General features: G+C 68.1%; 21 protein-coding genes. 8 read left to right on the top strand and 13 right to left on the bottom strand.

What is annotated here, in order from left to right:
• The first annotated feature begins 151 nt into the window (after positions 1 to 151).
• The gene (locus QE454_RS07060) at positions 152 to 1831 is read left to right on the top strand and encodes a glycoside hydrolase family 13 protein (RefSeq protein ID WP_307456582.1); all 1680 of its coding nucleotides are present in this window, start codon (positions 152 to 154) and stop codon (positions 1829 to 1831) included.
• A gap of 31 nt (positions 1832 to 1862) precedes the next feature.
• Positions 1863 to 2864: a LacI family DNA-binding transcriptional regulator gene (locus tag QE454_RS07055; RefSeq protein WP_307456585.1), complete on the top strand. Its 1002-nt coding sequence runs from the start codon at positions 1863 to 1865 to the stop codon at positions 2862 to 2864.
• 146 nt (positions 2865 to 3010) lie between these two features.
• On the opposite strand, the gene QE454_RS07050 is transcribed toward QE454_RS07055, so the two are convergent.
• The 6 genes from QE454_RS07050 to QE454_RS07025 all read right to left on the bottom strand — a co-directional run bounded on the left by QE454_RS07050 (position 3011) and on the right by QE454_RS07025 (position 6986).
• Positions 3011 to 3409 (bottom strand): response regulator transcription factor, encoded by a 399-nt coding sequence (locus QE454_RS07050; protein ID WP_307456587.1) that lies wholly within the window; start codon positions 3407 to 3409, stop codon positions 3011 to 3013.
• Between the two features lie 93 nt (positions 3410 to 3502).
• Positions 3503 to 4153, bottom strand: coding sequence for a signal peptidase I (locus tag QE454_RS07045; protein ID WP_307456589.1), 651 nt, complete (start codon positions 4151 to 4153; stop codon positions 3503 to 3505).
• 25 nt (positions 4154 to 4178) lie between these two features.
• Positions 4179 to 4877 carry a hypothetical protein gene (locus tag QE454_RS07040; RefSeq protein ID WP_210076946.1) on the bottom strand — a complete coding sequence of 233 codons (699 nt, stop codon included), beginning with the start codon at positions 4875 to 4877 and terminating at the stop codon, positions 4179 to 4181.
• A gap of 62 nt (positions 4878 to 4939) precedes the next feature.
• Positions 4940 to 5518, bottom strand: a complete 579-nt coding sequence (locus QE454_RS07035; RefSeq protein WP_307456594.1) for a hypothetical protein — start codon at positions 5516 to 5518, stop codon at positions 4940 to 4942.
• 433 nt (positions 5519 to 5951) lie between these two features.
• Positions 5952 to 6692: an acetoacetate decarboxylase family protein gene (locus QE454_RS07030; protein WP_307456598.1), complete on the bottom strand. Its 741-nt coding sequence runs from the start codon at positions 6690 to 6692 to the stop codon at positions 5952 to 5954.
• Between the two features lie 60 nt (positions 6693 to 6752).
• On the bottom strand, positions 6753 to 6986 hold the full coding sequence (locus tag QE454_RS07025) for a helix-turn-helix domain-containing protein (RefSeq protein WP_210076949.1): 234 nt from the start codon (positions 6984 to 6986) through the stop codon (positions 6753 to 6755).
• Positions 6987 to 7474: 488 nt separating this feature from the next.
• Here QE454_RS07025 and QE454_RS07020 point away from each other — a divergent pair, with 488 nt between their 5' ends.
• The 3 genes from QE454_RS07020 (at position 7475) to QE454_RS17260 (ending at position 9512) form a co-directional block, all read left to right on the top strand.
• Positions 7475 to 7912: a hypothetical protein gene (locus QE454_RS07020; protein ID WP_307456602.1), complete on the top strand. Its 438-nt coding sequence runs from the start codon at positions 7475 to 7477 to the stop codon at positions 7910 to 7912.
• Between the two features lie 227 nt (positions 7913 to 8139).
• A complete protein-coding gene (locus QE454_RS07015; RefSeq protein WP_307456605.1) occupies positions 8140 to 8736 on the top strand; it encodes a hypothetical protein in 597 nt (198 codons plus the stop codon).
• Positions 8715 to 9512 (top strand): signal peptidase I, encoded by a 798-nt coding sequence (locus QE454_RS17260; RefSeq protein WP_396652948.1) that lies wholly within the window; start codon positions 8715 to 8717, stop codon positions 9510 to 9512. The genes QE454_RS07015 and QE454_RS17260 overlap by 22 nt, the downstream gene beginning before the upstream one ends.
• 442 nt (positions 9513 to 9954) lie before the next feature.
• On the opposite strand, the gene QE454_RS07010 is transcribed toward QE454_RS17260, so the two are convergent.
• From QE454_RS07010 to QE454_RS07000, 3 genes are all read right to left on the bottom strand, one after another.
• On the bottom strand, positions 9955 to 11883 hold the full coding sequence (locus QE454_RS07010; RefSeq protein ID WP_307456608.1) for a ricin-type beta-trefoil lectin domain protein: 1929 nt from the start codon (positions 11881 to 11883) through the stop codon (positions 9955 to 9957).
• A 465-nt stretch (positions 11884 to 12348) separates the two neighbouring features.
• On the bottom strand, positions 12349 to 13599 hold the full coding sequence (locus tag QE454_RS07005; RefSeq protein ID WP_307456611.1) for a DUF4190 domain-containing protein: 1251 nt from the start codon (positions 13597 to 13599) through the stop codon (positions 12349 to 12351).
• 137 nt (positions 13600 to 13736) lie between these two features.
• The gene (locus tag QE454_RS07000; RefSeq protein ID WP_307456613.1) at positions 13737 to 14930 is read right to left on the bottom strand and encodes an NAD(P)/FAD-dependent oxidoreductase; all 1194 of its coding nucleotides are present in this window, start codon (positions 14928 to 14930) and stop codon (positions 13737 to 13739) included.
• 204 nt (positions 14931 to 15134) lie between these two features.
• Here QE454_RS07000 and QE454_RS06995 point away from each other — a divergent pair, with 204 nt between their 5' ends.
• A complete protein-coding gene (locus QE454_RS06995; RefSeq protein ID WP_307456616.1) occupies positions 15135 to 16349 on the top strand; it encodes an amidohydrolase in 1215 nt (404 codons plus the stop codon).
• 318 nt (positions 16350 to 16667) lie between these two features.
• Here the strand turns inward: QE454_RS06995 and QE454_RS06990 are convergent, their stop codons facing one another.
• Positions 16668 to 18047 (bottom strand): fibronectin type III domain-containing protein, encoded by a 1380-nt coding sequence (locus QE454_RS06990; RefSeq protein WP_307456619.1) that lies wholly within the window; start codon positions 18045 to 18047, stop codon positions 16668 to 16670.
• Positions 18048 to 18306: 259 nt separating this feature from the next.
• On the opposite strand from QE454_RS06990, the gene QE454_RS06985 reads away from it, so the two are divergent.
• Complete coding sequence (locus tag QE454_RS06985) at positions 18307 to 19182, top strand: neutral zinc metallopeptidase (protein ID WP_210076957.1); 876 nt, start codon at positions 18307 to 18309, stop codon at positions 19180 to 19182.
• A gap of 143 nt (positions 19183 to 19325) precedes the next feature.
• Here QE454_RS06985 and QE454_RS06980 read toward each other — a convergent pair whose 3' ends face one another.
• From QE454_RS06980 to QE454_RS06970, 3 genes are all read right to left on the bottom strand, one after another.
• Complete coding sequence (locus QE454_RS06980) at positions 19326 to 19934, bottom strand: copper resistance CopC family protein (protein ID WP_307456623.1); 609 nt, start codon at positions 19932 to 19934, stop codon at positions 19326 to 19328.
• A 2-nt stretch (positions 19935 to 19936) separates the two neighbouring features.
• Entirely contained in the window at positions 19937 to 20689 is a 753-nt protein-coding gene (locus tag QE454_RS06975) for a YcnI family protein (protein ID WP_210076959.1), read from the bottom strand.
• A gap of 69 nt (positions 20690 to 20758) precedes the next feature.
• Positions 20759 to 21223 carry a hypothetical protein gene (locus tag QE454_RS06970; RefSeq protein ID WP_309668564.1) on the bottom strand — a complete coding sequence of 155 codons (465 nt, stop codon included), beginning with the start codon at positions 21221 to 21223 and terminating at the stop codon, positions 20759 to 20761.
• Between the two features lie 313 nt (positions 21224 to 21536).
• Between QE454_RS06970 and QE454_RS06965 the strand changes: the two genes are divergently transcribed.
• Positions 21537 to 22121: a GNAT family N-acetyltransferase gene (locus QE454_RS06965; protein ID WP_307456632.1), complete on the top strand. Its 585-nt coding sequence runs from the start codon at positions 21537 to 21539 to the stop codon at positions 22119 to 22121.
• Positions 22122 to 22124: the final 3 nt, after the last annotated feature.

Genomic DNA, 22124 nt, shown 5'->3' with positions numbered 1-22124 from the left:
TCGAGATTTCGTCCGGGTGTTCTGGACACTCGAACAGTTTTCACGCCCCCAGGCGCGAGTCGCCCGGGCCTCGCCCCCCCGGCTACGCCCGGCGGGATTCACCCGCCGCCCACTTGACCACGATGCAAGCGCTTCCACTAACGTGGACACCATGACTTTCACGCAGGAAGAGGCGCAGGCCGACCTCGTCTCCGCGCCCGGCTCCGAGTGGTGGCGCACCGCCGTCATCTACCAGATCTACCCCCGCTCGTTCGCCGACGCGTCGGGTGACGGCCTCGGCGATCTGCCCGGCGTCACCGCGCACCTCGACGACTTGAAAGACCTGGGGGTGGATGCCATCTGGCTCAGCCCCTTCCAGACCTCGCCGCAGAAGGACGCGGGGTACGACGTCGCCGACTACCGCGACGTCGACCCGATCTTCGGTACCCTGGCCGACTTCGACGCGATGCTCGCGGGTGCGCACGAGCGCGGCATCCGGGTCATCGTCGACCTCGTCCCGAACCACTCCAGCGATCAGCACGTGTGGTTCCAAGAGGCCCTGAAGGCCGCCCCCGGCAGCCCCGAGCGGGCGCGGTACATCTTCCGCGACGGCAAGGGCGAGAACGGCGAACTGCCCCCGAACAACTGGGAGAGCGTCTTCGGCGGCGGCATGTGGAAGCGCATCACCGAGGCAGACGGCACCCCCGGCCAGTGGTACCTGCACATCTTCGACGAGAGCCAGCCCGACTTCGACTGGACCAACGACGAGGTGCGTGCGGAGTTCCGCGACATCCTGCGCTTCTGGCTCGATCGCGGAGTCGACGGCTTCCGCGTCGACGTCGCGCACGGCCTCATCAAGGCCGAGGGCCTGCCCGACTTCACGCCCGACCCCGAGGGCGGCTCGATGGGCGGCGACGCCGAAGAAGTGCCCTACTGGGGTCAGCCCGGCGTGCACGAGGTGTGGCGCGAGTGGCACGAGGTGCTCGCCGCGTACGACGGCGACCGCGCCCTGTGCGCCGAGGCGTGGCTGCCGACCGTCGAGCAGACCGCCCTGTGGGTGCGTCCCGACGAGATGCACCAGGCGTTCAACTTCCACTACCTCGAGACGAAGTGGGATGCCGCCGCCCTCCGCGACGTGATCGGCGAGTCGCTCGCACAGTACGGCGCGGTCGGCGCCCCGAGCACCTGGGTCCTGTCGAACCACGACGTCGTGCGCCACGCCTCGCGTCTCGCGCTGACGGCCGAGAACCCGCAGGGTGCTGGCATCGGCCCGAAGTCCCCCGGCCAGCCCGACCCCGTAAAGGGGCTGCGCCGTGCGCGCGCGGCGACGGCGATGATGCTCGCACTCCCCGGTTCGTCGTACCTGTACCAGGGCGAGGAGCTCGGCCTTCCCGAGGTCATCGATCTGCCCGACGACGCGCGTCAGGACCCCACGTGGTTCCGCACGAACGGCGAGCGGTACGGTCGCGACGGCTGCCGCGTGCCGATTCCGTGGAGCGCCGACGCCCCCGCCTACGGCTTCAACACCACGGGCGAGTCGTGGCTGCCCCAGCCGGCCGAGTGGGCCGAGCTCGCGCGCGACGTGCAGGTCGACGACCCGGCCTCGACGCTGACGCTGTACCGGTCGCTCCTCGCCGAACGTCGTGACCGCAATCTCGGCGCGGGTCACCTGGAGTGGCTCGACGAGTACGGCGACGACGTCGTGGCGTTCCGCAACGGGTCGCTGCTCGTGGTCGCGAACCTCGGCGACGAGACGGTGGAGCTTCCCGCGGGCGAGGTGCTCATCGCGAGCGGCCCCCTCGACGGCGAGCGCCTGCCGACCGACACGACCGTCTGGATCGCGGCGGCGTAGGCCGCGGCATCCATCGATCGATCGCGAGACCGTGGCCGGTATCGACGACGTCGCCCGCGCGGCGGGGGTGTCGACGGCCACGGTCTCGCGTGCGTTGAGCGGGCGGGGGCCCGTCTCGAGCGCGACCCGCGACCGCGTGATCGCTGCGGCCGACCGGCTCGGCTACGTCGTGTCGGCGGCCGCGTCGAGCCTGGCGACCGGGCGGGCGCGGGCGGTGGGGGTCGTCGTGCCGTTCCTCGACCGCTGGTTCTTCAGCACGGTGCTCGCGGGCATCTCCGACGCTCTCGTGCGCGAGGGCTACGACATCACGCTCTACAGTGTCAGCGCCGACCCGTTGGAGCGTCGCCGCGTCTTCGACGACCACCTGCGTCGTCGGCGCATCGACGCGGTCATCACCATTGCCCTCGAACTGGATGCCGATGAGTCGGCGTCACTGCGCGGACTCGGCGTGCCCATCGTCGCGATCGCGGGCCCGAACCCGCTGCTCACCACCCTGACGGTCGACGACCTCGCCGTGGGACGCCTGGCGACGGATCACTTGCTCGCCCTCGGCCACCGTCGCCTCGCGCACATCGGGGCGGACATCGTCACCGCCGCGGGCTCGACGGTGCCTGGGCTGCGCCGCCGGGGATTCCTCGAGCAGCTGGCGGCCGCGGGCATCGCCCACGCTGTGGTCGAGCCCGCCGACTTCACGATCGAGGGCGGCTCCGCCGCGGCAACCCGCGCCCTGACCGCTGAGAACCCGCCGACCGCGCTCTTCGCCGCCTCGGACGAGATGGCGATCGGGGCGATCCTCGCCGCGCGCGAACTCGGTCTACGCGTACCCGAGGACGTGTCGATCGTCGGCGTCGACGGACACGAGCTCGGCCGGTGGTTCTCGCTCACCACCGTGGATCAGTTCGCGCGCGGTCAGGGAGAACGCGCGGCCGAGGCCGTGCTCGCGGCGCTCGAGGGCGCCGAGCCCGGCCGGGGCCTGGGCACTCTGCCGTTCGAGCTGGTCGACCGCGGGTCGACGGCGGCGCCGGCGCGCTGAGGCGCCGACTTGGATCTGCGAGTACCGGGCGAAGATCAAATAACTCGGGCAAGAGCGGAGCGAGGTGACCCAGCCCGCCGAGTTCCGACTGGCAGACGAGTACATGCCGGGTCGGGTGCGGAGTGCGGGGTCACCCGGACGAGACGTCAGCGGCTCTGGTGCGCGCGGGCTGCTCTCCGTGACACGGCATCGATGCGGGCACGGAGCTCACGGATGCGGAAAGGCTTCGTGACGTAGTCGTCTGCGCCAGTCGTGAACCCGAGGAGCGTGGCCGGCTCGTCGTCTTGAGCCGAGACGACGATGATGTGCGTCGCCAGGCCGGCGGCACGGACTCTGCGCACCACCTCGAGCCCGTCGATGCCCGGGAGGTCGACGTCCACCGTGACGAGGTCCGGCGATGTCGCCAGGATGGTCTCGATCCCCTCGACTCCATCCCGGCATGCATCCGTCGCGTATCCGGCGGCCTCGAGCGTCTGGGTGAGAAGAGCGCGAACCTGAGCGTCGTTCTCGATGACCACCGCTGTGGGGCAGCTGCGGAACGCCACTGCGTGAAGTTGTTCGTTAGCGGTCACGTGATCTCCCGGAGAATGGGGGTTTGGAGGGCGAGGGGCGGGCGTTCGTTGGCGCTCCGCAGGGAATCACCCCTGCTGACGGGCGCGGCGGGAATGGGGCGGTGCGGGAACGACGGCATCACCGTCGCGTGAGGCTGCTGGCACCACCGGTAGGAAGATGTCCAGGTCGTCGGAAGACGAGGCGTGGTCGTCAGGTGTGTCCGCCTCCGCGTCAGCCGGGGTCGTTGCGTCGTGATCGCCCTCGTCGTCAGCCGATCGGCGGTGATGGCTCAGGGGGAGCATGATCAGCGCGACAACGAGGACGGCGAGGCTGACACGGGCGGGCAGGGTCTGGGCGTATGCCAGGATGCCGGCGAGGGGGCCGCCGATATGTCCTCTCACTGCGCCGACCAGCTGATCGTACGTAACCGTGTCGGGATCTTCGGCGGGGTTGCCGTCGCCCTTGAGTTGCGCTTTACCGTCGGTGATGCTGACGATCCGGTGGGTGTACATGTCGCCGTTGGGCATCCCGACGGTCACCACGTGGCCGGGGGCGAAGTCGTCGGGGTGGGGCGCGCCGAGGAGGACGATGTCGCCGAATTCGTAGGTAGGCGTCATGGACTTTCCATCGACGACGACGAGCTGCGTCCCGGTGACGAGGGCGACGGCCGCTGGGGCGACGAGCAGGGCCAGCACCGCGGCGACGGCGCTCCAACGAAGGTAGGAGAGGATGCGCATGATGGGCCTCCTGGGCAAGTACGTGTTAGTCAGACAGGGCGTCGCCGGCCCGAAGACGGGCGGGCGACCGCGCCCAGCGCCAATGGGGGCGCCGAGGGGTCGGATTCAGCTCGTTCTGAAGGACGGTGGTGTCCACGCTCAATCCCAGGGCGCTCGACCCGTCATGCGTCAGGTGGCCGGAGAGACGCACACGCAGAAGAATGCTGTGCAGCGCCCCGGGTGAGAGCATCGGCGGTGCGCAGAAGGCAGGATTCTTGGCGTCGTCCATCGACACCGGCGGTGACCATGTGGCGCCGCCAGTGGTACTGATGGAGAGCGACACATGTTTCGAGGGGTAGCCGTGTGATGCCACGTCGAACCCGGCGTGCCAATCGACGGAGCCCAGGCCGATATTGCGAACATCGATCGCGAGTGTGTGAACCGACTCCGAATCACTCAGAGCTTCTCGAAGTACGCGCCGTGGTGGCGCGGCGGCCGCTCGAAGGGCCGGGTCTCCGAGGAAGACGGTGCCCGCGCAGAAAGGCGCGAAGCTGCGACTCGCCTCGCTGTCGAGGTGCATGGGAGCGACGACCACACCGAGGCTGATCATCACGAAGGCCGCGATAGCTGCTCGTGTCTCCCCCAGTGAGGGATCAATGTCGTGCATCAGTGTCATTTGGTTCGCTCGATCGCACGGAATGCTGATGGGGTCCGCCTCTCGGTCGCGGCCGATGTCAGTGCTCACGGCCGGGAGGCGACCCGAGAGGGTGCCGGTCGGTTTGGGGCTCGACCGGCACCCGGTCTGGGTCAGGACCAGGGAGCGCCCGCCTGGATGGCGTTGACCGTGAGGGTGAACGTCAGACTCTTACCCTGCGCGCTGTTGTCGGTCGCGGCCGGCAGCCAGGCACGGAACTGGATGGGCAGCGATCCGCCGGCCGCAAGGGAGCTCGAGCTGTTGATAGCGACACCATTGAGGTTGTCTGCAAGGGTCGGCGTGGACCAGGTCGCGCCACTATCGGTGCTGTACGACACCGTCACCTGCTTGGCGAAGGTGCTGGTGGTCAGGGAGATCGTCGACTTCCAGTCGATGTCCGCGGTGCCGTTGTTGCGGATGTGGACGTTGAAGGTCTTCGCCTTGGCCGCGATCTTGGCGGGGGTGGAGTCGTCGATCGGGAGCACGTTGGTGAAGACGACCGGCGCCGTGGAGTTCGCGTCATCGGCGATGTTGCCGAGGGTGACGGTCCCGGCGGTGAGCTGGTTGCCGGTGACGACCTTCTGATCGGTGAAGTAGGCGCCGGTGGCGAGCGAACCGGTCAGACCGATGCTCAGCAGCGCCGCGGAGGCGATGAACAGCTTCTTCTTGTTGGGACGGGACGTGGAGTTCATGAGCGGTGCACTTTCGAGTGATGGGAATGGACGTCGCCTTCAACCGAGCGGCTTCGGTACGACGGTGACCGGTATGCACCGGACGGGTTGCTCGTGCTTCAGCACCGGTGCCGGGCCTTGCGGGCACGACGACCGGTCGCCTTGACACGCAAGACGGGCTCGGACGAACCTCTCGCTCCGTAGCCACCCGAAACGGGTCTTTACAGCTTAAAACACGTCATGCGGGTTGAAACGGAGTGAGATGGAACGTCGTTACCATAACAGCAAATGAGGAAACTCTCGCAACCCCGTTTGAGGGCACGACGCGAAGTCCCGACATCGCTCGTCGATGACGACAGCGCCGGCTCGAGGCGGCGCTCCGGTGCGGCCCGCTACCCGCGAGCAGATGGGAACCGTCTCGTCGCGAGCATCGGCGCGGCGAGAAACACGCGGGTTACGTGTAACGATGCAAGACCTGCGCGGTCCCCATGGTCCAGCTGGCAGAGATCATGTGACAAGACTCCACGTGAACGATGGGCAGGTCATCGAGAGGCGCCATGACGTGACCGAAGAGAGCCACACGAGCGGGAGCTCGGTAGGCCTCGGAGATCACGAGGTCCGTCGGCTCCAAGCCGAAGAGGGTAGGACGGGTGGGCTCCCCGAGCCATGGAGTGCCGAGGATCTTCAGGAAGAACTTCGGCCGGCCGAACAGCTCGAGGGCGTCATCATGGGCGATGGCTTCGGTCTTGTAGCCGGCACTGCCGCGCACGACTTCGACGTCGTTGATTCTGAGGGAGAAGTCGGTGACGGCGTTCCGGTGCGAGATCGAAACCGCGCCGAAAAGACTGGGCTGGAGGAAACTCTCTCTATTGCCCACGAGAGCCGGCACACTCTCCGTGTACACCGCCTGAACGAAGTCACCCACGCGGCCGTCCGTTCCGACAGCTTCGATCGCCTGGGCCAACTCGATGACCGGATCCGTGGAGAAGGTGTCGAAGTATTGCGTCACGTACACGCTCGCGCGCGCGATGGGCGGCACCTCGAGAGGCTCAGGCAGGAGCATCCGAGCCGCTTCGGGGTGTGTGATGTAGTCCACACGCAGGGTCTCACGGCGGTGCGAGAACATCGCACGCATCGACAGAGCCGGAACGTTGGCTGGCGTCGTCAGAAGTCGGGATACGTCGTCAGCGAGCACGGCGCAATGGTATTACGCCATGCAAACCCTATGAAAACGCCGAGGGAACGGGAAAGGGCCTCACGGGCCGACGCTGACCGCCGGGCGCTCGGCGACGTTGGATGCGCGGGAGATGAAGTCCACGACCTCGTCACGGATGATGACCCACTTCGTACCGATGTGGTAGCCGGGCAGGGTGCCACTCTGCAGGTACTCATAAACGGTCTTGTTGTTCAGCCCGAGGACCTCGGCGACATCCTTCGCGGACAGGATCGCCGGGTACCCAGCAAACAGGTGCTCTACGTGATTCGCCATGTGCTCATTCCGGGGTAACGGGTCGCTCCATTCTACGGCCCCGCGCGTCAAACCGCCTGATGATGCTCGAAAAACGAATGGCGGTTGACAGCGGGAGAAAACGGTACATAACGGTTTCAAATCGCAAAAATTGACTGACCGATTGCGATGGGCTAGGTTCAGCAAGAACCGCTCAGACCCGTTTTGTACCAGAGGACACCATCTTGGACTGCACCGTACCCGTTAAACCCGACGTGCGGATTCCCGGCGGCGTACCCTCGGTGACGGGGGTCGTACCTTCTGCAGGTGGTGGGGTCGACGGAACGAACGGTGGTCTGGCCATCACGGGCCTCAACATCGACGTCGCTCTCCTGTGCATCATCGCTGCGATTCTCCTCGGAACGGGCATCGCAGTTGCCGTTCGAGCTCGCCGGCACCGCCAGCCCCAGCGCGCGTCGCGGTCGTTGGGTCGCAGTTCGGCGACGGCCATCGCCCTCGGGTTTGTCCTCATGCTCGGCTTCGCTGCCCCTACGCCCGCAGCGCAGGCTGCCGTCAGGTCGGGCTGCGACGCGGTTCAGGTGACGGTGGTCTCCATCGATCCGGCACCGTCGGCGGGCGGTTCGATCCTCCTGCTCCCCGGAGCCGCGCCGACCGTGGTCACCGCGAAAGTCACCAACACCACGAACGTTCAGGTATCGCTTTTCGCGTTGTCGAGCACCGATCCGTCGGCACCGCTGGCGAGCCAGGTGGCGTGGACCGCTCAGCGCGGCGGCGTGACCGTCACGAGCATTCTCACGAACACCGACGCTCATGCTCTGGGGACATTGGCAGCGGGGGAGACGGCAGACGTGACGTTCACGCTGTCCCTCCCGTCCGGGGTGGGAAATGAGTACCAGGGGCAGACCGCATCCGCCTCACTGTTCGTCCGGGTTGTGGAGAACCCGTAAATCAGGCTGGCGATCTCTCGGGGGTAACGGGCGGGTCGCCGTGCGGCGCCGTCTCGAGTTCAGACCGAGGCGGCGCCGTAACCCCTGTGTCCGTCCCGCGAACCGCGCGCTCGCTCATCCGCCCGAACAGAGCTTCGCGGGCCCGACGACACAGGGAGCGGTTCGCGCCCGAACAGCCGCGGATAGACACCTCGCCTCTCTTCTCCTCCCCGAAAGAACGAACCGCCATGCACCTTCCCACCCGTAAGCTCGCCCGCCTCGGCACGCTGGCTGCCATACCGCTCGCACTACTCGGTGCCGGTGTCCTCGTCTCCACGGCGTCGTACTCGGCGTTCTCTGCGACGACGTCGAACGGCACCAACAACTGGACGGCGGGCACTGTCGCGTTGAAGAACGACCTCCCCAACAGCGCAGCCTTCACGGCAGACAACCTCAAACCCGGCTCGGCCGGTAGCAACTGCATCGTCGTCACCTCGAGCGGATCGCTGCCGGCATCGGTCAAGCTCTATGCCACGACCGCCACTCAGACGAACTCTCTCGGTTCGTGGGTCAATCTCCATGTGACTCAGGGCACGGGGGGCGGAAACGGCACCTGCAGTGGCTTCACCGCTATCCCCAACAGCGCGACCTACAACAACACCCTCGACGCGTTCATCACCAACAGCACAAGCTTCGGCACCGGCTTCGGCGACTGGGTGACCTCGGGAGCGAACTCCGAGCCGCGCACCTACCGCATCAGCTTCGATGTCGCCGGCAACGCGCCCTCCTCCGCCATGGGCGGGACCGTCAAGCTCAATTTCACTTGGGAAGCGCAGAACCAGTAATCGGCGCCGACCCCGGCCACCCGCGGTACAGCGAGGGAACGGCTGGGGCGTTGTTTCTCTGGGCGCGATTTTCTGGCGTCCTGACGGCTCGCGTCGTCCTGGCCCTGCTTCTCGGGATGACATTCTGGGCGGTAGCACCCCTCGTGCTGGGTTGGACGACGACGACGGTGATGACGGGCTCCATGCAGCCGGCCATCGCACCCGGCGACCTCGTCGTCAGCCGTCCGATGTCGCCAGGAGATCTGCGATCGGGGTACGTACTCCTCAGTAGGGATCCTGACCATCCCGGGCGGTTACGACTTCATCGGATCGTCCGTCGCGACGGCGAGGTTTTCATCACGAAAGGTGATGCGAACCCGAACGCCGACTCGAGCCCTCTGCACAGCTCGGCGGTCATCGGGGTCGGGTACATGAGAGTGCCGTACCTGGGAACGCCGATCCTCCTGGCCTCGACGGGCGACTTCGGCAAGCTGATCCCCCTCCTGGCCGGCACGGGGCACGGCCTCCTCGTGTGGCTTGCGCTGGTACCGGCCGTACGCCCGGACGAGCGAGGTCGAGGCCCGTCCTCTCCATCCCACAGCCATGGTCCGGCCGCAAAAGAGAGTCCGAGAGACGGACCGGCGATCGCTCGTGCCCGCGGCGTCCAAGCCAGGTCGGAATACATGGGTCACCGGTGCCTGCCTGTGACCGCGGGAGCTCTCAGCTTGGCCCTCATCGCTCTCCCCGGCGCTGCATTCGGGGGATCATTCTGGGCCTCGTCGCGCACGTCGGGCTAGTTCACGGCGGCCACGGCACGCTCCGTCGACGCGCTGGCTTGTCGTAACAACGCAGACGGAACGGCCACCGTGTCCTGGTCTTACGCGGGGGAGCGGCCTCTGGACTTCGACGTTCTCGTGGATGGTCGGGGATCGATCGCTCGCCGGGGCCCTGACGCCCGAGAGTTCGTCGTCGCGCCGAACGGCCTCTCCTTCGGGCGGACGTCCGTCGTCCGCATCCGAACGAACCTCACCCGGGAATGGACCGCGACCACCGCGTCGTCTGTGCAGGTCACGACCACCTCGTTCCTCTGGTTCGGCGTGACACGCTGCACGTAGGGCCGTGGAACCGCGCACGAGACTATGAGAACGAACGCGCCTGGCTGCACACCCGCCTATCGCCGCCCAGAGGAGCTTCCCCACCAGAAATGGACCCGGCGGTCCCGCATGGCATTTCAGACGATCAGAAGGACCACTTCTGTGTCCATGACCCGTTGCACGTGTCGATGATCTGCCGGGTTCCGGCTTCCGCTGAACCAGCGGGGTCGGTCAGACAGAGGCCGGAGTTGGGGTTGAACACCGTACCGTCGTCTCTGACCGTCCACCACTGGAAACCGAAACCGTTGCAATCCCAGAGCTGTACCTTGCTGCCGGGGACACTGCCGTCGGCGTCCAGACACATTCCGCCCGATCGGAACGTGCCGTCAGACCATGCACTCCACTTCTGGCTGGCAGACGAGTCGCAGGTTGCCAGCACAACGGCTGTCCCCTTCGCCGATGCACCATTCTGAGGCCCGAGGCACAACGTGGTCGAACTGGGGGCACCGAATACGAGAGAACCGGTCTGAGTTGCGGACGATGATGCATCCGTGTTCGCCGCAGCGGCCTTCCACCCGTAGTACGCGTACGTCACCGAGTAGGTGATGGTGCCGGAAGGCGCACAATACGCGGCCTTGTTCGGGGTAGCGCCGTTGGAGCAGGTAAGCCTGTTCGACCCGTCGTCGACGGTGAGATTGGCGGCAGCGGAGCGGGGCGACGTATACACATTATTGGATGTGTCGTTGACCCCCAGAGTCGGTGATCCATTGACGAGGTTGGTACCCCAGCCCCAGACCGCACCGCTACTCGTGACCCCATAGGTCTGAGAGGCGCCGTCCGTGATGTCGCTGAAAGCGGGAACGTTGTTCCGTGTAGCGATCACGGGCGTGGTGCTGGAGGTCGTCGTTCCATTACCGAGCTGCCCCGAGCTGTTCTGCCCCGCACTCGAGACGGATCCGTCTCGAGCTAGTGCGCTGATGTGGGATCCTCCGACAGCGACCTTGACGAAATCGAGCGATCCGTCCCCCTTGAATTGCACGGGCGTGTTCACCGTGCTGCCGGTGGAGCCGTTGCCGAGTTGTCCCGAACTGTTGTCGCCCCATCCCCAGACGGCGTTGTTGCTCAGGACGACCGCTACGGTCGAACCGTTCGACGCGATCTGGGAGGCTTGCAGATCGGACCGCAGCGGGACCTGAACGAAGTCGGACGAGGAGCTGGCGGTCGACCCGTTACCGAGTTGACCGTGAGTGTTCGAACCTCGGCACCATACGGTGCCATCGGTGGCGAGGACGCAGAAGCCCTTCGAGATCTGCTTGATTTTGCGGCCGCCAGGCAGGGATGCCGTGTCGAACCCGTTGCCGAGATAGGTGAACAGCCGTCCGTCCGAGGAGAGCAAGATGCTCCCGCAGTCCGGCAACACCGATACAGACGCGATCGTGACACCCGACGGAACGGTGATCTGCATCGGCCGGGTGGAGGCTGTACTGCAGTCGGTGGAGATCTTTGATCCCCAGGCCCAGACGGTGTTGTCGGAGGCGAGGGCGACAGCCCCCGCGCTTCCCATCGAAAGGTCTGTGACTTGACGGCTGCCCGAGATGGTCACAGCGGTCGGGGTCGCGGCCGCGCTGCTGCCCGTGCCGAGCTGTCCGTACCCTCCGGTGTCTTTACCCCAGGTGTAGACCTTCCCCCCGCTGATAGCTCCAGACATCCCCTGACCAGAGGAGATGGTGGAGTGCCCGAGGGACAGCGCGGCATGCGGGAAGGGGTCGGCTGCGGTGGTCGCTCGACCCGTGTAGACGGTTGTCGGGGAGCCTCCGTCGATACTGCGGGTCACCGTGTACACGGGATCGGTCGTGATCTGGTTCGCAGTCGCCCAGGTCTGGCTGAGCGCGCTGTTCCAGGTGACATTGACGCCCTGAAGGCGAGTACCCGCTGCGGTTCCCGTCACCGAGCTGATCGAGCCTGACGCCAGCGAGCCGTCCCGAGAGGCTGTGGCCGTGAACCATGCCCCCGTGGTGCCGCCTGCCCCCGCACCCAACACGATGACGACAGCTGCGGCAATGGACAGCGTCACCCGCCCACTGAAACGCGCGCGCCTCGGCGAAGCACTGACGGGGGAACGGCCCAGCGGCATGAGATCTCCTGATTCACACCGCGACACAGCCCCGGGATAAATGGGGTTAAACGGTGCACAAACGCATCATCGCATTGAAACGGGTCTCAACGGAATAATTCGCCTGAATAAGTTGGGATGAGCGGCGTGGAGAGCCCGATCCCGGCATGTCGGGTCGCCCAAGCGATCCGGGACACCAGCAACGGCATCGACACAAGCCTCTGACCCACCGCAGCCAGAGCTCGGCTCGGCGTCGAAGCCCGCCGCCGTGGGATGCGGACATCACCGGTCGGCCGTGTGACCGCTGACGTTCCTGTCGGCGAGCCCGTGGTGTCGAGAGTCAGCAGCTTTCGGAGTGACTTTCGAGAGGCTGAACCCGACCAGCCCGTCGAAGGACGGCGCGTCCGCCGCCGTCCCCGACCCTCGTCAGCGCGCCGAACCCGCCAACGACCCGGTCGTCTCCTGCACGGCGGGGTCGTAGAGCAGACACGAGATCTCGCGGTCGCCGTCGGTCCAGGTGCCCTCGGTGGGGGCGACGTACTGATAGTTCAGAGCGGACTGCTCGTACGGGATGCCGACGAAGGACGGGAACGCCGCATCGCAGCCCTGTTGAGCGGCGGAGGCGATGGCGTCGTCGCCGGGGAAAGCCCCCTCGGGGAGGAGGAAACTGCTGAACACCTCGTACGTGTGCGCGGTGGCGCACTCGACGATGTTGGACGAGCTGATGAATCCGCTCGGGACGTCGTCGAGGCAGACCCCGACGGGCAGGGTGAAGGTGTCTTCGTCGCCCGGAGCAGCATCGCTGGGGCCCGCGGTGACGCCACCGTCCTGCGGGGACGTGGGGACATCGAACGGGTCGGCGGAGGACACCTTCGAACCGACGGTGAAAGAGAAGATCAACAGGCCGATGACGGCGAGGATCGCCAGGACGCTGATGACCGCGCCCGCCACGATGCCGGTGATCGCGAGGGCGCGCCCCTTCTCGCCCGTGCGCTTGATCTGGGCGAGGGCGACCGCACCGGCGATGATGCCGCCGATGGGGAAGACGAAACCGAGGATGATCGCGAGGATCGAGATGCCGTTGGTGCGGTCCGATGCGGCCGACGCAGTGCCGTAAGGGGATGCCGCGTAAGAGGGGGCCCCGATTTGAGCGTCGCCGATGGGTGCGCTGTAGGCCGGAGCGGCGGCCGAGCCGTCGCCGGCGGAAGGGACTCCCGGGTACCCGGGAGGGGCGGGCGGAACCGGGGGCGCCCAGGTTCCGCCGCTCGCGGCAGGCTGTTCGCCAGCACCCACGTCGGAGGGGGAGTCGGGCACGCCGCCGACGAGCAGGCCCTGCTGAGCGAGACGGGCCCCCGCGCGGTGGGCCGCCTCGCGCACCACGTCTCCGACCTTGGCGGCGCCGATCGCCCCGCCCTTGAAGAAGCCGCCCAGAGTGGAGTGCTCGAACGACACGAGCGTGCCTTCGGCGATCTCCGAGAAATGCACGTCGAAGCGGACGTGCATGTCCTGCCCCGCGAAGGCGCCTGCCACGAGAGTGGTGCCCATGCTCCCGCGCGAGACGTCGAGGGATCCGGACGCCGTGGGCTGCGCCGTGAAGCCCTGCTCGGCGAGCGCGTAGCCGACGGCGTCCCGTGCGGAGTCGACGGGGACGGAGAGGCGAAGTTCGGCGGTGGCCATCGGATGCTCCTGGGGGATCGCGGGCTGAGGACACTCAGCGCGCGTCCAGGTTAGTCCTGCGGCGTCGTCCGCACGACCTGCCCGCCATCCGCACGGCGCCGCACGAGACCGCTCTCGCGCCGCGCCGCCCGGCCGCGTCAGCGGATGCGACCCATCAGGTCGTCACGCGTCAGGGTGTCGGCCTCGGCGAGCACCGAGCGGGCGGCATCCCGAGCCTCCTCCACGTTCCACAGCAGGACGCCGACGACGCGGTCGTCGTCCAGGTAGTAGACGACCCCGCGGTCGGTGTCGATCCAGTCCTCGACCGTCTCGAGCGAGGAGTCGAGCGTGCCGACCGCCTCGTACCGGATGCCGAAGACCGCCGAGTAGTAATAGGGAGTGTGCGTGTAGGGCTCGGCAGCCCCCGCGAGGTTGCGACCGGCGGCCCTGCCCTGCTCGTTCGCGTTGTCGACGTGCTCGACGCGACGGCGCCCGAGCAGACGGTCGGGGTAGCTCGCGACGTCGCCCGCGGCGTAGACGTCGTCGGCCGATGTACGTAGCTGCGCGTCGACGTGCACGCCGTCGTCGACTTGAAGACCCGCCTTCTCGGCCAGGTCGACGGCCACTTCGATGCCGAGGCCGCTCACGACGGCGTCCGCGCTCACCTCATCGCCGTTCTCGAGTTCGAGGCGGGCGCCCGTGGCATCCACTTCTCCTCCTGCGACTTTGGAGCCCGAGACGATCTCGACCCCGGCGTCGCGGAAGAGCTTCTCGAAGCGCTCTGCCAGCGCAGCCGGGAACACCGCATCGCCGAGCACCGAACCCGTGTGAATGAGCACCGTCTCGACGCCGTTCTGCACGAGGGCGGCGGCGAGCTCGGAGCCGATATAACCGCCGCCGACGACGGCGATGCGGTCGAGGTCCTTCGCGAGGGCTCGGAGGTGTCGGTAATCCTCGGCGGTGCGGAAGGTCAGCGCCCGCTCGCCGTTCGAGTGGTCGTCGACGGGCAGGGGCACGGGCTTCCCGCCGGTGGCGATGAGGAGCTTGCCGTACGAGAACGTCTGGTCGTCGGCATCCACTTCGTGCTCGTCCGGACGGATCGCCGTGGCGCGCGTCTGCAGCCGGATGTCGGCTCCGGTGTCGCCGGAGGTGCCGAGAGGCACCTTGCCCCACGTGAACTCCTCGTCGGTCCACAGCTTCTTGCTCAGAGCGGGGCGCGTGTAGGGCTCATCGACGTCGTCGCTCAGGATGCCGATGGAGCCGTCGGCGTCGATCTCGCGGATTCCACGGGCGGCGGTGTCGGCGACCATTCCGCCGCCGACGATGAGGTAGTCGAAGTGTGTGGTGGTCATGGCGAAAGCGTTGCCGCTCGACCTGACCGGAGCGGATGGGTTGCGGGTGTCCCCGGCATCCGGTAGCGGTGCGGTGGCCCGCCGCCGCTCTCTCGTCGACTGTCCACGACACGCCGTCACCGCGCCGCTCGGTACGGCGTTTTCTGGACACTCGACGAGGAGGAGCCCGACCGCGCGCGGGCGGGGAGAACTAGGCTCGGACACATGAGCGTCGACCTCGAAAGCCTCTACACTGACCTGCACGCCCACCCGGAGCTGTCGTTCCAAGAGACGCGGACGGCGGGTGTCATCGCCCGGCATCTCGCGGGCCTGGGGCTCGAGGTCGAAGAGGGCGTGGGCCGCACCGGCCTCGTCACGAGCATCGTCAACGGCGACGGTCCGGTCGTGTGGCTTCGCGCCGACATGGACGGCCTGCCCGTCGAGGAGCAGACCGGTCTCGCCTACGCCAGCACCGCGCGCGGCACCGACCCGGCGGGTAACTCCGTCCCCGTCATGCACGCGTGCGGCCATGACATGCACGTGACCGCGCTCATCGGCGCTCTGGAGCGCCTTGTCGCCACGCGCGAGGAGTGGTCGGGAACCGTTGTCGCCGTCTTCCAGCCGGCCGAAGAATATGGCGCGGGCTCGAAGGCGATGATCGCGGACGGCGTCCTCGACCGGTACCCGAAGCCCGACATCGTGCTCGGCCAGCACGTCACCCCCCTCCCCACCGGAATGATCGGCGTGCGCCCGGGCACCCAGATGGCGGCATCCGACGGCCTCACCGTGGTGCTGCACGGCCGCGGCGGTCACGGCTCGCGCCCGCACTCCACGATCGACCCGGTCGTCATGGCCGCCGCCACCGTCATGCGTCTGCAGACCGTCGTCTCGCGCGAGGTCGACCCGCGCGACGTCGCCGTGGTCACCGTCGGCTCGATCCACGCGGGTCTGAAGAACAACATCATCCCCGCCGAGGCCAAGCTCGAGCTCAGCCTGCGCTACCCCGACGACGCCGCGCGCGAGCGCGTCATGACCAAGGTCGAGCGCATCATCCGCGCCGAGGCCGACGCTTCGGGCGCCGAGCAGACGCCGACCATCACCACCGACCACACCCTGCCGCCGACCATCAACGACGCGGATGCCACGGCCCGCCTCACCGCGGCGTTCCAGCGCTCGTTCGGCGAGGGCTCGGTCGTCGACCCGGGCATGTTCACCGGCAGCGAGGACGTGTCGTGGTTCGCCCGCGAGTCGGGCGCTCCGCTGGTGTTCTGGTTCTGGGGCGGGGTCGATCCCGAAACGTTCCAGAAGGCCTTCGCGGGCGGCACGATCGAGCGCGACATCCCGACGAACCACTCCCCGCACTTTGCGCCGCTCATGCAGCCGACGATCGATCGCGGCGTCGAGAATCTCGTGGTCGCGGCGCGGGAGTTCTTGGGCTGAACGCGTTCCGCCTCTCCGCGGTGTCCGACGTCGTCGGACCGACCTCGAGAGAGGTGAGAGGCGAAACGACGAGACGGCACCCCGAGCGGGGTGCCGTCTCGCGTTGAGCGTCTTCTCTCGCCGAACCTCAGGCGCGGCGAGCGCGCGAGCGGCTGAGGACGGAGAACACGATGCCCGCAGCGACCAGGAACGCAGCGAGCGCAAGTGCCGGCTCCGGGTCATCCGTCCCCGTCACCGCGAGGTGTCCTGCCGAGACAGCCGGGCCGACAGCGGAGGTCGGCGTACCGGGCGTCGCCGACGACGTGCCCGAGGGCGGGATCACCGTTTGCGAGGAGTCTGGACTGCGTTGGTGACGATGAGGGACTGCTCCACCGAGCGGGCGTCGTCTCCCGCGGGCGCGACCGTCAGGATGAGGGTGTGCGCTCCCGCGACCGTGTCCGCGGGGACGGTACCGGTGAGCGTGAACGTGCCGTCACTGGCGACCACTCCGGTGACGAGGGTGACCGGGGTGGAGTGCAGCACCAGACTCAGGGCCGCGCCGGGCGGCAGAGCGCTCCCGGTCGCGGTCACGGATTGCCCCGCTTCGATCGTGCTGTCCGACTCGAGGGCCGCCCCGCCAGATTCGTACGCCACCTTCAGCGCGAATGGGGTTGCGGTGACGCTGTCGGAGTAGTCGCTCGCACCGGCGCTGTTCAAGGCCGTGACGACGAACTTGGTGGACGTCCCGTTCTTGAGCCCCGTCACCGTCGCGGTGGTGGTCGTCGTCCCCATGACAGGTTCGAAGTCGCCACCGGCGCTGTTGTACATGAGGACGGTGTACTCGGTCACGTGGGCGCCGCCGTCGTTCTCGGGGGCCTTCCAGCTCAGCGTGACCTCGCCATCACCCGTCGTCGCCGTGAGTCCGGTCGGCGCATCGGGGACGTCGGCAGGGGCGCCCTCGAAGGTCCGTTTCGTGCCCGAGGTGTTGTAGAAGGTGCCGTCGTCGAAAGCGGCGAAGCCGTTCCCGCGCATACCCGTGGTGAGAACCGTGAATGCGGAGGGTTCGACAGACCCCGAGGCGAGCTGCGCCGCGGACACTTCCCAGATGACTCCGTTCTCGTCCAGCGCACCGAGACCCCCGTCGGGCAGCAACGAGAAGCCGACGAACGGGGAGGTCGCCGACGAGGTGAGCAAGGGCGTGGACTCCCCGTCGCGGAGGACGTTGATCTGCCGGTCCTGGAACGTCGAGTAGTAGATCGTGCCGTCGGGCGTCTCCGCCAGAGAGTAGAGGAAGGAGCTGGAGGGGGACGTGTAGACAACCGCCGCCCGCTCCTTCCACATCCCCGATTGGTGGTAGACCTCGGGGTTCTCCGCGACGTCCTTCATGTCGATGCGATAGATGTTGGGCTTGCTGTCGACGGTGAGAAGAAGGTCGCCGTCGGCCTCGGTCGCGACGGCCATGAAGTCGTCGGGCGACGTGATGATCTCACTCACGACGCCGGACGATGTCACCGCAGCGACCCCCTTCTCTCGCTGCGCGACGTAGAGCGTGGAACCGTCCTGACTGAATGCCATCCCGTAGGCGCCGGGGACGGAGATCTCCGCCGGCCAGTCTGAGGAATTGGGTGCGGCTGACGCGGCGGCGGCGGGTCCGCCGAGGACCAGCAGAACGGCTGCTGCCGCACCGAGGAGTCTGGGTGTGAGGAGCTGGTGACGCATGGGACCTTTCCGGGTTGTTCGGTGACAGGAGGGAAGACCGGTACTTACGACACTTCTCGCGGATACACCGAAATTACCCAAAAAAGCATGGTATGGACCGAAACGGGTCACAACGGTTTACACATCCGACATTCGGCAGCTCGGCGTCCGGCCGAGAACCGCGACGTAGCGCGAAGACGGCGAGTACCCCCGCGAACCGCTCGCGCTCCCGAAGTCCAGCCCCTTCGACACTCTTGCGGGGACGCATACGGTGAACGTCGTGACGTTCAACGACAACGCCCGCGTGGGCGGCAACTCGGCCAAGCGCCGCGGAGGAACCGTGGCGGCCGTCGGCGGCGGGACCGTTGGTCTCGGCGCGGTGGTCGTGCTGCTCATCTCGATGTTCACGGGCACCGACCTCACGGGCCTGCTCGGCTCGGGCGGCGGCGCTGCCGCCCCCGGTAGCGGCGGCGAACGGATCGCGAGCTGCGAGACGGGCCAGGACGCCAACGAGAACGACTCCTGTCGTCTCGCGGCGGCCTCACTCGACATCGACCAGTTCTGGGCCGAACGCCTCGACGGGTACCGCCCGCCGCAGCTCGTCATCGTCGACGGGCAGACGGGGAGCTCGTGCGGCACCGCCTCGAACGCGACGGGTCCGTTCTACTGTCCGCCGGACGAGACGGTGTTCGTCGACCCGACCTTCTTCTCGATCCTGCGCGCCCAGTACGACACCACAGCGGGGCCCCTCGCCCAGCTCTACGTGCTCGCCCACGAGTACGGCCACCACGTGCAGAACCTCACCGGCGTGATGCAGCAGCACCCGAACAACGGCCCGGGCGCCGACAGCAACGGTGTGCGCACCGAGCTGCAGGCCGATTGCTACGCGGGCGCCTGGGTTGCCGCCGCAAGCGAGCAGGTCGACGAGAACGGCACCCCGTACTTGGAGCCACCCACCGAGCAGCAGATCCTCGACGCCCTCTCCGCCGCGTCGGCCGTCGGCGATGACCACATCCAGGCCGAAGCGGGCCAGATCTCCAACCCCGACAGCTTCACGCACGGCTCGAGTGCGCAGCGCACGCGCTGGTTCGACGAAGGGCGTCAGGGCGGCGTCAACGCCTGCGACACGTTCTCGGTGCCCGGCGCGAGCCTTTAAGTCCGTCGCGAGGCGCGCGCAGCGGTCGTCCCGCGGACTCGGCGGTCCACACCCCGCCCTCCGGATGCCGAAACCCGGCGCGCCCGGCCCGGACTCCGCGAAACGGAGGGTGGGGCGGGCGCGCCGGGTCGTGGCATCCGGAATCACTCCTTGTCGGACGGCTCCTGGTCCTCGCGCGGGCGACGGCTGAGGATCACGACGACGATCACACCGACCAGTACGATCGCTCCGCCGCCGATCAGCAGGCCCACCGTCAGGCCGGACACGCCGCCCGAGGTCGAGGGTGCTGCCACCGGGGTCTCGGCGGGAGCCGCGCCCTGGGCGCTCGCGCACGGCGAGGAATCCGCTCCGGCCGAGGTGTTCTCGCCGGTGTACGTGAACGGGATCTCGCCCGAGACGGGGTGCCCGTCGGATGAGACCGCGCGCCATTCGACCGTGTAGGCGCCGGGTGCCCCCAGAGCGACCGGGAGGGTCAGGGTGGGACCGGCGAGAGCCACGCACTCGCTCTCGTAGTGCTTGCCGTCAGGACCGATGACGATGACGATGTTGCCGCCGTCGTAGCCGAGCAGGTTGGCGCTGAAGTCGAGCTTGACCTCCGACAGCGTCGAGACGCTTTCGCCCTCCGCGGGAGTCGACGACACGAGGCTGTCGTGCGCCGACGCCGCCGCCGCCCCGCCGAGGGCGGCGGTCATCGCCGCAGCGACGACCACCGCCCCGACCAGGGCCCGGCGCAGAGCGTTCCCGCTGCCCATACTCAGCTGCGCTTCGGGCGACGCGACACCGCGAAGGCGCCGAGCAGGGCGCCGGCGACCGCGATCACGAGGGCCGCGATGCTGAGGCCGAGGGACAGGCCCGAGGAGTCGCTCGTCTGAGCCGAGGCCTCCATGGAGTGATCGTCCATCGTCGGCGCGGCCGAAGCGCTGCCGTGGCCGCTGTGTCCGCCGTGCCCGCTCGCGGGCGGGGTGTCGTTGATGTAGAGCACCGGGGCGGGCTCGAGCGTGTCGTCAGCCGCGACCTGCTCGGGGGTGTTCGTCCAGTCGACGACCGAGCCGTCGGAGTAGGTCTGCACGGCGGGGAGCACGAGGTGCCCGGTGTCGGGGATCGGTCCGAGCACGGCCGAGAAGATCTGGAACTGATCCTGTCCGATACCCACGCCGGGGTCGGCCTGCCAGACGATCTTGAGCGGGCCGTCCGAGATGGTGTTGCCGTCGACCTCGACGGGAGCGGGCAGCGCCCCCTTCTCGACGGAGGCGGTCCAGCCCGGGACGGGCTCGACGAGCACCGAGGTCAGCGGAGTATCGGTCGGCAGCGTGACCTCGAGCTTGACGGTGGATGCCGTCTTGGACTCGGTGGGGACGCGGAAGTTGACCGTGGCGTAGCTGCCGGGCGTCGCCGTGTTGGGGTTGACGGTGACGTGGGCCGAGGCCGCGAGCGGAACGGCGATCGCCAGGGCCGCGCCGGCGGCGAGGCCGACGAGGGCGCGGCGAAGAGTGGTCTTTCGAGACATAGTGCTGCTTTCTGCGAAATGCGCACGCCGAAGAGGCGTTGGTTACGCGCGAAGGATGAAGGGGTGGGGTCAGGCCGCGAACGGCGGACCCCGGTGCCTCATCGACGACAGCACGGTCATCGCCGTCGTCAGCAGCAGCGGCGCGGGCGCCGAGAGCACGGCATCCGTCCGCGGGGAGAGCCCCCGGAACGGCCGCAGCACCGAGAGCACCGCGACGAAGAACCGCGCGATGACCTGCACCGCGCGTTCCCCCCGGCCGAGCGCGACGACCGTCACGAGAGCGGCGACGGCGTGCGCCGCCCACATCCACGGAGACTCCGACGCGTGGGCCGAGGCACTGTGACCGCCGGCGGCGCTGAACAGCGAGGTCGTGGCGTGGTGACCGGCCGGCACGAATCCGCCCTGCAGGTCGAGCACGAGCAACGCATGGAAGAGTGCCTGGCTGAGGACGACCGCGAGCGAGAGGCGCGTCCACGACATCGCGCGGCCCGCGAGCATCACGCACAGGGGCGCGGCGAGGCACAGGGCCAGCACGATGTTGACGAACGGTGGGCCGCTCGGCCGAGACCGCCGCGTGCGACAGGGTCGCCACGAACGTCGCGACCGCGGCTGCGGCCATGCCGCGCCCCGCCCGCTGCGCGCGCCCTGCTCTCGACGACATCGAATCCTCCGGGTCAAGCCTAGGCGGCGGCGACGGCGGGGGTGTTCCGCCGTCGAGACACCCATGTGCGAGCGCAACCGCGGATCGCGCACCAGACGCGCCGCACCCCGACCGCTGGATCAGGCGTGTCGGCCGGGAAGTCCGCCCTCGGGCACCCGTGTCGGACCCCTTCGGTAGCGTCGGGACATGGCCGATGACGCGATCCACGACACCGACACCGCCCTGGTCTACGGCGCCGACATCCTGCGCGGCGAGCGCGTGCGGTTACGCGCGCTGACCGACGCCGACCTCGACCCACTCGTCGACTGGTGGCAGCGCAGCGACAGCGCCGTGCTGCAGCAGAACAGCGTGAGCCTACGACCCACGACATCCGTCCGCGAGATGTTCCAGGCGTGGAGTCGCAACGACTCCCCCGGCGGGGCGGGCTTCAGCATCGACGACGAGGCCGGGCAGCTCATCGGTCACGCGACGCTCTGGGGAGCCGCCCTCCCGGCGCGCATCGCGACGTTCGCGATCATCCTCGGCCCCGACGCCGTCGGACGCGGATACGGCGCGGATGCCACACGCACGATGCTGCGGTACGCGTTCGACGAGCTCGGGGTGCACAAGGTGGAGCTGCGGGTCTGGGCCTACAACGACCGGGCCATCCGTGCGTACGAGAAGGCCGGTTTCGTGCGCGAGGGTGTGCGACGCGCGGTGGCGTTCCACGGCGGGCGGTTCCACGACGAGGTGCTGATGGGCGTGCTGGCCGAGGAATTCGGCGCGGGGTGACGT

Origin of the sequence: Microbacterium sp. SORGH_AS_0454 (genome assembly GCF_031453395.1) — a bacterium.
Classification (GTDB): domain Bacteria; phylum Actinomycetota; class Actinomycetes; order Actinomycetales; family Microbacteriaceae; genus Microbacterium.
This window is presented reverse-complemented; position numbering and strand designations above follow the sequence as displayed.